Origin of the sequence: Streptomyces ortus (assembly GCF_026341275.1) — a bacterium.
Lineage (GTDB): Bacteria > Actinomycetota > Actinomycetes > Streptomycetales > Streptomycetaceae > Streptomyces > Streptomyces ortus.
In genome coordinates this window covers 2,011,626-2,023,163 of sequence record NZ_JAIFZO010000002.1, presented here as the reverse complement: position 1 = coordinate 2,023,163, position 11,538 = coordinate 2,011,626, and the positions used below count along the sequence as shown (strand labels likewise).

The 11,538-nt window shown below is 67.1% G+C and carries 5 protein-coding genes and 3 pseudogenes; 4 read left to right on the top strand and 4 right to left on the bottom strand.

Annotated features, from left to right (window positions below):
- Nucleotides 1–29: 29 nt before the first annotated feature.
- The gene (locus K3769_RS12235) at nucleotides 30–1,373 is read right to left on the bottom strand and encodes an IS630 family transposase (protein WP_267026466.1); all 1,344 of its coding nucleotides are present in this window, start codon (nucleotides 1,371–1,373) and stop codon (nucleotides 30–32) included.
- A 118-nt stretch (nucleotides 1,374–1,491) separates the two neighbouring features.
- On the opposite strand from K3769_RS12235, the gene K3769_RS12230 reads away from it, so the two are divergent.
- Nucleotides 1,492–1,965: a GNAT family N-acetyltransferase gene (locus K3769_RS12230; RefSeq protein WP_267026465.1), complete on the top strand. Its 474-nt coding sequence runs from the start codon at nucleotides 1,492–1,494 to the stop codon at nucleotides 1,963–1,965.
- A 33-nt stretch (nucleotides 1,966–1,998) separates the two neighbouring features.
- Here K3769_RS12230 and K3769_RS12225 read toward each other — a convergent pair.
- Nucleotides 1,999–3,115, bottom strand: a pseudogene (locus K3769_RS12225) (IS630 family transposase).
- A gap of 916 nt (nucleotides 3,116–4,031) precedes the next feature.
- On the opposite strand from K3769_RS12225, the gene K3769_RS12220 reads away from it, so the two are divergent.
- The gene (locus K3769_RS12220; protein WP_372514924.1) at nucleotides 4,032–7,397 is read left to right on the top strand and encodes an RHS repeat-associated core domain-containing protein; all 3,366 of its coding nucleotides are present in this window, start codon (nucleotides 4,032–4,034) and stop codon (nucleotides 7,395–7,397) included.
- Between the two features lie 1,009 nt (nucleotides 7,398–8,406).
- Nucleotides 8,407–8,886: pseudogene (locus K3769_RS12215) on the top strand (relaxase domain-containing protein); the annotation flags it as partial.
- Nucleotides 8,887–9,252: 366 nt separating this feature from the next.
- Here K3769_RS12215 and K3769_RS12210 read toward each other — a convergent pair.
- Nucleotides 9,253–10,176, bottom strand: a pseudogene (locus K3769_RS12210) (LysR family transcriptional regulator).
- A 289-nt stretch (nucleotides 10,177–10,465) separates the two neighbouring features.
- On the opposite strand from K3769_RS12210, the gene K3769_RS12205 reads away from it, so the two are divergent.
- Nucleotides 10,466–10,588: a hypothetical protein gene (locus K3769_RS12205; protein WP_267026463.1), complete on the top strand. Its 123-nt coding sequence runs from the start codon at nucleotides 10,466–10,468 to the stop codon at nucleotides 10,586–10,588.
- A 62-nt stretch (nucleotides 10,589–10,650) separates the two neighbouring features.
- On the opposite strand, the gene K3769_RS12200 is transcribed toward K3769_RS12205, so the two are convergent.
- Nucleotides 10,651–11,459 (bottom strand): IS5 family transposase gene (locus K3769_RS12200; protein WP_267026462.1). Its coding sequence is split into 2 segments (ribosomal slippage): nucleotides 10,651–11,139 and nucleotides 11,142–11,459, totalling 807 coding nucleotides; the frame shifts between segments, so codons are not numbered across the junction.
- Nucleotides 11,460–11,538 lie beyond the last annotated feature (79 nt).

Genomic DNA, 11,538 nt, shown 5'->3' with positions numbered 1-11,538 from the left:
CTAGTGTGATGCGCCAGAAATCCTGTTGATTAGTTCTGCTGTGTTTTTTGACCGGTAGTTCCGACTTTGGCGAGGTAGTCGACGAGGGAGTTGAGGATCTCGTCGGCTGTCTTGGTCCAGGTGAACGGCCGTGGGTTCTTGTTCCAGTTGTCGATCCATACGGTGATGTCGTCCTCGAGTGCCTTCACCGAGGTGTGGACGCCGCGGCGGATGAGCTTGTCGGTCAGCAGGCCGAACCACCGCTCGACCTGGTTCATCCAGGAGGAGCCGGTGGGGGTGAAGTGGACGTGGAAGCGAGGGTGTTTGCCAAGCCACGTCCTGATCTCGGCGGTGTTGTGGGTGGCGTAGTTGTCGCAGACGAGGTGCACGTCGAGGTCGGCGGGCACCGCCTTGTCGATCCGGATCAGGAACTTCTTGAATTCGATGGCCCGGTGGCGGCGGTGCAGTGCTGATATGACGGTGCCGTCGGCGATGTTGAACGCGGCGAACAGGCTGGTGATGCCGTGCCGGTAATAGTCGTGGGTGCGGCGTTCGGGCATGCCCGGCATCATCGGCAGCACCGGCTGCGAGCGGTCCAGTGCCTGGATCTGGGACTTCTCGTCCACGCAGAGCACGACCGCCTTCTCGGGCGGGTGGTGGTACAAACCGACCACGTCGACGACCTTGGCGACGAACTGCGGATCGGTGGACAGCTTGAAGGAGTCCTGCAGGTGGGGCTTGAGGTCGAACCGTTTCCAGATGCGCCCGATCGTGGACTTCGACAGCCCGGTGCGCTGGGCCATGGAGGCCCGTGACCAGTGCGTGTCCTGGCCCGGGACCGACTCCAAAGTGGCCACGACAATCTCCTCGACCTGGTCGAGGAGGATTGAAGGCGGCCGACCCGAGCGCGGCTCGTCCTGCAGACCATCGAGGCGATGTGCGAGGAACCGGGCCCGCCAGCGGTCTACGGTCGACCTGTCGACGCCGAGGTCGGCCGCGGCCTGCTGATTCGTGCCGCCCTCCGCGCAGCGCAGCACGATCTTGGCTCGCAACGCCAGGAACTGGGCGGTCTTCGCCTGCCGCGCCCACTGCTGCAGCTGCCTGCGCTCGGCATCGTCCAAGACCAGGTCGGCCTTCGGCCGGCCGATCCAGCCGGCGTCCTCAAGCCCGGCCATCCGCTGGGCGGCGAAGGCCCTACGCCACTTGCTTACCGTCTTGGCCTGGACCCCGACGACCCGCGCCACAGCCGCATTCGACATGCCCTCAGCACACGCCAGGATGATGCGGGCCTTCTCGGCCGAACGCCGGTGCGGCCGTTCCGTCCAGCTCACCAACTCGAGGCGCTCGGCCTCGGACAGCGTGATCTCCACAGCAGAGGGCCCCGGATGCGACATGCCAACAGGGTAGTAACTAATCAACAGGATTTCTGGCGCATCACACTAGTGCTGTGACCGGGATGGTTCACCGGGTTATCCGCTGGCTTGCGTTTCGGCTGGCCTGTAGGTTCCCGCCGTGAGTGATGTTGGCAAGCCTGAGATTCGTTTCGCGCACGTGGCGGACGCGCCGGTGATCGCACGCATCCACATGGCCTCTCGGGCGGCGACGATGCCCTACCTGCCCCGGCAGAAGCGCAGTCACGACCAGGTCGCCCGGTGGGCCGAGGATGTTCTGCTTAAGTCATGCCGGACGTGGGTGGTGGTGCGCGATGGAGAGATCCTCGGTTATGCCGCCGTTGAGGGAGACATGCTCGAACACCTCTACCTGCGACCGGACGTGCGGCGCCAGGGCATCGGCACGCTCCTGCTCGACGAGGTCAAACGGAACAGCCCAGACGGGGTGTCCCTGCACGTCTTCCAGCAGAACACCGATGCACGCGCGTTCTACGAGCTCCACGGCTTCACGGTCCTCGACACCAGCGATGGCCACCGGAACATGGAGAATCTGCCCGACATGACGCTGCGCTGGACACCCGACGCTGCACGGTGAACCGTGTCCCGGCGGGCCGGAGACACTGATCCGTCATGCCGCATCGGCACAGGGGCGGCCGCCCCAGCGGACGCCTTTCTCACTGCGGATCCGGGCTCGCTGCGCTGGGCTGCCAGCACATCAGGGTGCCGCGCGTTGGCGTTGCGCCAGCGCAGGTATGCGTGCAGAGCCCGGGTCTGGACGGTGTGGTTGGGGTGGTGCGAGTTGGCCAGGGTGAACTGTCGCAGCGGCCCGAAGTGGGCCTCGATCGGGTTGGCCCAGGAAGCGTTGGTCGGGGTGAAGCACAACTCGACCCGGTTCTTCCGCGCCCAGGCTCGGATCTTGGTGCCCTTGTGCGCGGACAGGTTGTCCATGATCACGTATATGGGGGCGCCGTCGGGACGGGCGGCGCGGATCGACTTCAGCGCGGCCAGCGAGTTCGCCGCGCCCTTGTGGCGGCGGTTGACGCCCCACAAAAGGTCGTCGCCGATGGAATAGCAGCCGTGGAAGTAGGTGACGCCGTGGGCGCGGTGGTAGGTCGCCGGGATCCGGTCCGGGCGGCCGATTTCGGCCCAGCAGGACCCGGTGTGGGGCGGATGCCGAGCGGCCCGAATTCGTCGAAGGCGAAGACCCGGTCGGGGAAGTGTTCCAGGACGTGCTCGATGCGGTCCAGCTTGGCGTAGCGCTCGGGGTCGGTGGACTCCTTCCAGGTCTTGGTGCGCTGGAAGGTGATGCCGCGGCGGGCGAGCAGGCACCGTAATGCCTCGCGGCCGATGCGGATCACCCGGCCGTGGACTTTGCGCAGGTAGGCGACGAGCTTGCGCAGTGACCAGCGGGTGAACGGCAGGCCGAGCTTGACCGGGCGGGTGGTGGCCGTCGCGATGACGAAGTCCTCGTCGTCATCGCTGAGTTGGCGGGGACGGCCTCCCGCCCATTGAGGGTCCAGGCAGGCCAGGCCGATCTCGTTGAAGCGATGGATCACGTCCCGGACAGTGTCCTCGTCGGCCTGCACCAGTTGGGCGATCACCGGCACCCGGTTCCCGCCGGCCGAGGCCAGCAGCATCATCGCGCGCCGGTAGCGCACCGTGCTGGTGCTGCCCCGGCGCACGATCTGCTGCAGCTTCTGCCCCTCCTGGTCGGTCAGTCTGCGCACATGGGCGGGCTCGGCCACCGTGCCTCCAGCGATCGGATCGGACGTCACCGCACATCCAACCGCCACGACCACCGACCCGGCGAACCAACGCGGTCACAGCACTAGGGCTACAGCGGTGAGGGCGGTGCGTTGTTGAGCGTCGGGTGAAACGGGCGGGCTCGGCTCCTGTCTGGCCGCCGCCTGGTGGGTAGCGACCGGAGCCGGCGCGGCCGTGCGGCCGGATTGTCGGCAAGGGGCGCGTCTGCGGTAGGTGACGTGCAGCGATCGTGCCGCGCGAGCCGCTTCAACCGGCCGCACCGAGCACAGTGTTGTACGCATGGGGGCGGTGCGCCCGCTCCGTGGATGAGGGAAGGGAGCGGGCGCGGGGTGTATGGCTACGGCTGGCTGCTTCGTCTGCTGGGTGCGGTGGACGAGTTCAGCGGTGGCCTGCAGGCCACCGCTGGGGGAGTGCTCCGGCAGAGCTCACGGTGGTGGGGCGGCTGTGCCCGGCCGGTTCTCTCGCCTGTTTTGACCCTGATGCACGACAGGGTGGGTGCGGCCTGCGGGGCCGGGCTTCTTCTGCTCTGCACCACTGCCGCGCGTGCATCTGTGTCAGTCGCAGATCGGGGGAGTGTATGAACAGCGGGGGTGGTGGCCGACAGGCTCGCATGGTCGGGTTTCCGCCATTGTCTGTAAGTGCAGGCGGTGTTCGCCGGGCACTGGCGCGGCGGTCGCGTGGGGGAGGGTTCGGCGTCGTAGCAGGACAGGATGCGTATTCACTGCGGCATGTCCGCATGAAGGCCTGTATCGAAGAGTTGTTCGGCTCTTTGGCGCATTGTCAGCGACATGGAAAATCTGTTTGGGGAACGTCCGGCCGTTCGGTGCCTCTGTGATGAATGCTGTGTGCACTCAGTGACCGGAGGGGTCGCTGGGCTTACTTTTCCCTGGGGGGGAAATGTCGCATTCGCATGCGCACAGTCATGCCCATTTCCGTACAAGACGCGGTCTCGTAGCGGCTCTGGCGGTGCTGTCGCTGGCCGCGGGCGCCGTACCGGCCCTGGCTGCACCGGCCGCTGATCCGGCGGGCTCCGCGTGGGGCAAGGGCACCGGCAAGGTCACTCCGCCGGCGGTGAAGGTCGGCGAGACGAAGCCGGCCGCCCCGGTGGCCGAGGCGCCTCTGTCACCGGAGCGGGAAGCCTGGCGCAAGGCACAGAAGGAGCGCGCGACCTCGACCACCGGCAAGGGCGCACGCTCTGGCACGGCAGGCAGAGCGGCCGCTGCTGTGGCGGATTATGTGCCCGAGGGTCAGGGTGACGTCTCCTGGCACCAGATCACGGATGTCCGTGTCACGGACTCCCTGGTGGCGCGGATCGACTACTCCACCGGCAACCTGATGCTGGCCGCCACCGACTTCGACGTCGCCGGGGTGGGACAGAAACTCCAACTGGCCCGCACCTACAACTCGCTGGACGCCCCCTGGGGCAAGGTCTCCCAGCGCTGGTGGCAGACCTACGAGCGCTACGCGCAGGTCAGCGACACCGAGTTCGTGCACTACGACTCCACCGGCGCGTCGTGGACGTTCACCAAGAACACCGACGGCACGTTCAAGACGCCCACCGGGTACTCCAAAGACCTGAAGAAGAACGCGGACGGCACCTTCACCCTCACCGACCGCAAGTCGGGCTCGAAGGACACCTACAACCAGTACGGGACGCTGACGAAGGTCACGGACAAGAACAGCGGTGTCATCACCGTCACCCAGCACGACGAGGGCGGCGAGAACAAGGGCTTCAAGCTCACCGAGACCCGCTCGGGCCGCTCCATCGACCTGGTGAAGACGGACGCCTCGCAGTGGCAGGCCAAGGACCACACCGGCCGCACCGCCGTCTTCGACCTCAACCCCGCCGGCGACCTCACCAAGACGACGGACACCGAGGGCAAGGCCACCGTCTTCGACTACGACTCCTCCCGGCGCCTGACGAAGATCACGACACCTGAGGGCCGTGTCACCGTCTTCACCTACGACGCCGCCAACCGCGTCACCAGCATGCTGCGCGCCACCGAGTTCAACGGCACCGGCCACACCGGCCCCACCTACCGCTACGACTACAGCGCCACCGCCCCCTTCGCGGCGGGCACCACCACGGTGACCGACCCCGAGAGCCACGCCACGAAGTACGAGCACGACAACAAGGCCAGGGTCTCCAAGGTCACCGATCCGTTGGGGCACTCCCGCCCGCGCACCTACGACGCGAACAACAACCTCGACACGGCCACCGACGCCATGGGCGTGAACGGCGTGGGCGGCAACGTCACCAAGTACGGCTGGGATGCGCGCAACAACCCCACCGGCGCCACCCTGCCCACCGGCGCCACCTCGTCCGTCACCGGCTACCAGACGATCTCCGGAGCCGACCTGCCCGGCAGCATGACCACGGCCGACGGTGAGAAGTCGGACTACAAGTACGACACGGCCGGCAACACCATGTCGGTGGCGGTGACCGGAACGGGCGGCGGCACGCGGTCCTTCACCTACAACCCGGCCACCCCCACCTGCGGCGGCTTCGAGGGCCAGCGCTGCACGGCCAAGGACGCCCGCTCCAAGGTGACCTCCTTCGCCTACGACGCCAAGGGCAACCTCACCAAGGTCACCCCACCAGCACCTCTGAACGCGAACCCGGTCACCTACACCTACGACGCGCTGGGGCGCACGGAGACGGCCGTGGATGGCCGCGGCATCAAGAGCGTCTACACCTACGACCACCGCGACCGCGTCAAGGAAGTCTCCACCACCCACACGACCGTCACCTACGCCTACGACGGCGACGGCAACCTCAAACAGCGCACCGACGACATCGGGACCATCGCGTACGACTTCGACCCGCTCTCCCGTGAGAGGGTCCGCACCCTGCAGGACGGCTCCCAGACGGTGCTGGCCTACACTCCGGCCGGCAACGTCGACACCTACACCGATCCGCAGGGCACGGTCGACTACACCTGGGACGAGGCCAACCGTCTCAAGACCCTCAAGGACCCGGCCGGACGGATCACGTCCTACGAGCACAACAACAACGACGCGCGCACGGAGACCACCTACCCGGGCGGCACCGTGCAGACGATGGACCCGGACGAGTCCGGCCGGCCCAAGACGATCAAGGCCACCTCGTCCAAGGGCACCCTGGTCAGCCTCGCCTACAGCTACGCCAACGCCGGCAAGGACGGATCGAAGATCCGCACCAGCACGGATGCGGTCTCGGGGATGAAGACGACCTACAGCTACGACAACGCGGGCCGCTTCTCCTACGCCAAGGAGGAGAAGGGCACCACCCTCAGCTCGTCCTGGCAGTACTGCTACGACGCCGCCGGCAACCTCACCTCCCAGGGTGTCGAGCCCGGCTGCCCCCGTGGCACGACCTACACCTACGACGACGCCTCACAGCTGACCAGCAAGAACGGCTCGACCGCCAACTGGTCCTACGACAAGGCCGGCAACGAGACCGCGGGCGCCTCCACCCCGGAGGAGACCCGCACGGCCGAGACGTGGTCGGACTTCTCCCAGCTCACCTCCCTCACCGTCGGCGGCAAGACCTACCCGGGTGAGTACGGCTCCACCGACTCCAGCGAGCGTCACCGCCTGGGCGACACCTACTTCCACCCCGGCCCCCTCGGACTGGCGGCCGAGACGACCGCCGGTGTCGACACGGGATTTGTCCGCGAACCCGGGGGCACGCTCAATTCCATGACCCGTGACGGCAAGGCGTACTACTACCTCACCGACGCCCTCGGCTCCGTCGTCGCGCTCACCGACGAGAGCGGCACGAAGGTCAACACGTACTCCTACAGCCCCCGCGGCGTCACCCGCGCCGCCACCACCGAGAAGGCCGGCCTCTCCCAGCCCTACCGGTTCGCCGGCGGCCACCAGGACCCCACCGGCATGTACCACCTCGGGGCCCGCTACTACGACCCCAACATCGGCCGCTTCACCCAGCCCGTCCCCTCCGGCCAGGAAAAGAACCCCTACCTCTACGCCGAAGGCGACCCGGTCAACCGCATCGATCCCACCGGACTGTTCTCGTTCGCCGATACTGTCGGCACAGTGGCGGGCGCTGCAGCTGTTGCTGCTGTCGGCGTGGCCTGCGCCAGCACAGCCGGTGTCGGCTGTGTAGCCGCAGGAGTTGTTACCTCTGGCCTCTGGGGCGCGGGCGCGGGGGCTGCAGGAGCGACCATCGCCGGGGGTACTCAGGCTGAGCGAGTGAACGGAACGCTCGGAGGGCTGACGGGCGGGCTCGCGGGACCGGTCGGTTCCCTGCTTTTCGGATGATGGATGACGGGCCTGGAGGCGAAATGAGTCCGGCAGTTCGATTTATGACATCAGCCATCGGCACAGCTGTTGTCGCAGCAACACTCGGGGCTGTGGCCACTGCAAGCGGCCTTCTCGACGGCACCGTGCTTGGTGCTGTCGTGATTTTTGGGGCGGCAGGCGCTGTAGCGGGACTGCTGATCGCCGCGTTCTCTCAGCGGTCCGGCCGCTGAGCGCCACTTCAGGCCATGTGCTTCGGACTCGTCCGAAGTTCCGCGAAGAGCTGATCAAATAGGGTGCTCTGCGGGCGGAACCATGGTTCCGCCCGCAGAGCAGCCGTTCTGCTGACGCCGTCTTCGCCGCCAAAATAGGCACCCTGACCGGAGCCGGTACTGCCCCCGGCCGTGCCCAGCCCGACGCCCGGACAGGTCACTTGGATACGCACGACGTTCCGTCATGACCCGGGGATACCGCCGCCCGGGGGCGTGCGCCCAAGCGCGCATTCCACCGCGTTGAAGCACGGCATAGAACTGGGCGTTCTGGAATGAGGCAGGCGCAAACAGACCCTGACCCCACCCGCCTCACCAAGCTGAAGCACAGCATTCGCACGGCACCTATTAGACGTCGCCGTAGTGACTCAGCATCACCTCCGTCCATTGCGCGGGCTGAGTCGACTGGCACCCGGGGCACCGACGCTCGATGACGCGCTCGGCTGTGGGGAAGCCGACCTGTGCGGAGTGCACCTGGAGCACTTCCAGGAGCAGCGGTGTGCGGCAGAGGGGACAGGGCTGTCCGTACCTGGTGATCTTCTTGGGCGGACTGTGCACACAGCGGCGGCTTACCGTCTCGGGCTGGCCGGGCGGCCCGCCTGGCGGGCGCCACGGCAAAGACTTGGCGATGCCCTCCCGCCAGGCGGGAGGGACCCCGGGTCGCGCTTTTTTGCAGGTCACCGCCGGGGTTTCATGGGCCGATGATCAGCATGTCGGAGGTTCGCCCGGGGAACGGGTGGCGCTATGTCTTCCGGGGCGTGATGGCCGGCGACGGCTACCGTCCTGCGGGCAAGACGCTGCGCGACGCCCAGGACGAAGCGGGTGTCCCGCCCGGCGTGTGGAAGGGCCGGGGCCTGGCCGCGGTCGGCCTCGCGGCCGGGGACGTGGTGAGTGAGCGGCAGGCCGAACTGCTTCTGGGGGAGGGCCGGCACCCGGATGCCGACCGGATCGAGCGCGAACTCCTGGCGCAGGGCAAGAGCCCGGCCCGCGCCCGGCGGGCGACCGTGCTGGGCAGGCCCATCGAGCACAACCAGTCGCCCGAGACCGACAAGGCCAAGGAGCGCACCCCCTGGCTGGGCTTCGACCTGACGTTCCGGCCCCCGCCGACGGTGCACATCGCGTGGGCGCTGATGGACGACAGGCATCGCCGGGTGCTGGAGCTGTGCGACGACATCGCCCGTGACAAGACGCTGGCGTGGGTGGAGGAGTCGGTCGCGGAGGTCCGGTTGCGATGTGCCGGGTTGGTGTCGGTGGGTGGGTGTCAGTGACGGCATGTCAGGTCGGGGTGTTTGTACTGGCCGGGTGTTCATGAAGGGCAGCGTCACTGCTGTGGAGCGGTATCGGTGGCAGGTGTGGCTGTCATGGGGTGGTGCACCCCGCTCTGTTCCACTGTCTCGGGAACGGCACTTCTGATCCTTCGTGGGCCGGGCGGCGGCACGGTGTCGGTGTCCGCCGGGGCGCAGGGTGTGAGGTGGGGGAGCCTGGCGCGTGAGGTGAGGTGACGGAGGGACGAGAAGCTGTGTCAGACCCCTGAACTGTGACGCTCCGTGACTGGTTGCGCTGTGCGCCACCTATCGAACCTGTGGCACCTCGAAGCGTCAGAAGCGTCAGATGGTTTCGCTGTAACCCCGGTTCGTGGCTTCGTGGGCAGCGTGCCGGATGGCTCTGATGGTGGATTCGGTACGTCTTCGCCGCAGCCAGGCGAGGGCGGATGTGGAGGGGGTGAGATCGGCCACGTCGATGTATCTGATGCCTGCGCGTGGAAAGTATTCACGGGCGGCCTTCGGCAGGAAGCACATTGCCTCTCCGGCGGCCACCGTGTGCAGCAACGATTCCATGTCGGTGACTACCGGACCGTAGCGGACGCGGCTGCCGTCGGGGCGGGGATCGACCGCCCAGAAGTCCCACCACAGCCGCGGAACCTACTCAGGCATGTCGACCACCGGAACGCCGGAGAGTTGAGCCAGGGTGAGCCGGGGCTGGATCGCCAGGGGATGCCTGGTGGAGAGGCAGGCCACACGTGGCTCGGTGGCCAGGTGGTGCAGTTCGATGTCGTCCGTCACCGGAGGACGGACGAAAACCACGTCGACCTCCTGCTGTGCCAGCGCGGCGAGGTGGTCGCGGAACGCGAGGTTGACCAGCCGCACGGTCGTTTCGGGGTGGCGGTCTTGCAGGAGGCTGAGGACGGCACGGGTGTGCGCCATGGATGCCTCGGCTCCCATGGCTCCCACGACGAGTCGTCCGCAGACCTGTCGCAGCTGCGCGTCGGCTACGCGCCGCAGCTGGTCGACCGCCGCGACCGCCGCGCGGGCTTCGGGGAGCAAAACCTGCCCTGCCTCGGTGAGCGTGAGCGTCCGGCTCGTGCGCTCCACCACGCGTACCCCCAAGCGTTTCTCCAGCTCCCTGATCTGCTGACTCAGCGCCGGCTGCGTGATGAACAAGCGCGCGGCAGCACGCCCGAAATGGAGTTCCTCGCTCAGCGTGAGAAAGAGCCGGAGCTGATGAACGCTCGGTTCCTTCGATACGGACACCCCCACAAAGAAGCCTCCTTCTCACTGCCCAACCTGTTGCGATAACGGGCATGTTATCGATCACCAGGCATTCTGTACCCCGGGTCCGATGACACCCCTGTGCTGATCATGTGATAGTCAACTGCGTTACTGATCGGCCTGACGGTCCGCCAGCTCGGAGTAGGGCTGGTGGCCGGTTCCTCCGGCAACGCCCGGGGACGGTCGCCTGCTGGTGGCAGGGGCGCTTCCAACGAAGGGCCCTCGCCTGCGGAAGTGCTGGACAACATTCCCCCTCAACGAGGAGCAGTAAATGCGTAAAGCCGTACTCGGCTTGTTCGTGGCAGTGGCTGCGGTGCTCGCGGTGGCACCCTTCGCCAGTGCCGACCAGACCCAGACCGTCGCCTGCTGCGGCGGCACGCCGGGCCAGCCGTAAAGGACCCTCGTCAGCGGAAGAGCTGGATCAGGATTCCCCCTCGATAAGAGCTCGTAACACGATCATGATCGGTGCTTCTTGAGACGTCTCCAACAGATGAGGCCGCAGGCCAATGAGACGAAGGCGTTGTGGAGTTCCGTTCGGCGTTCCCAGCGGACGGCGAGGCGTTTGAACTGGTGGAGCAGGGCGCAGGTCTGCTCGACGACGTAGCGGAGTTTGCCCAGGCCCTTGGTGTTCGGGGCGCCCTTGCGGGAGATGACCGGCAGGATCCGGCGGCGTCGCAGCTCATGGCGCACGGCTTTCGAGTCGTATGCCTTGTCGCCGAGGAGCGAGTCGGGTCGTCTGCGCGGACGGCTGGGCCGTCCGGCGATGGGCGGGACGCCGTCGACCAGGGCGGGGGTCTGGGTGACGTCGTTGACGTTGGCCGCGGTGATGATGACCTTGAGCGGGGTGCCGCGTCCGTCACAGATCCGGTGGTGCTTGCTGCCCGTCTTTCGCCGGTCGACCGGCGACGGACCGGTGTCGGTGCCCCCTTTTTCGCGCGGATGTGGGAGCAGTCCGCACACGCGCGGGACCAGTCGAGTTCGCCGGCCGCGTTCAGTTCCGCGAGCAGAACGCGGTGCAGTTCCTCGAAGACTCCGGCCTGGTGCCACCGCTCCAGGCGCCGCCAGCAGGTATGGCCCGAGCCGAACCCCAGCTCCAGCGGCAGGAGTTGCCAGGCTATGTCGCTGTGGAGCACGTACAGGATGCCCTGCAGACACAGCCGGTCCGCCACCGGCCGCGGCCCCGGCGACTTCTGCGGCCAGGGTGGCAGCAACGGCCCGATCAGCGCCCACAAGTCATCGTCCACGATCCACGGCCGAGTGCTCACAGCATCTCGAACGGCGGAATCGTCACATCGGTCACGCCCGACCAGGGCACTCCAACAAGATCGTGTTACGAGCTCGTAG

Bases quoted from the DNA above. Each gene is read 5' to 3' on its own strand.
- K3769_RS12235 (WP_267026466.1), bottom strand. From the start codon at position 1,373: ATGTCGCATCCGGGGCCCTCTGCTGTGGAGATCACGCTGTCCGAGGCC.
- K3769_RS12205 (WP_267026463.1), top strand. From the start codon at position 10,466: ATGCGTAAAGCCGTACTCGGCTTGTTCGTGGCAGTGGCTGCGGTGCTC.
- K3769_RS12220 (WP_372514924.1), top strand. From the start codon at position 4,032: ATGTCGCATTCGCATGCGCACAGTCATGCCCATTTCCGTACAAGACGC.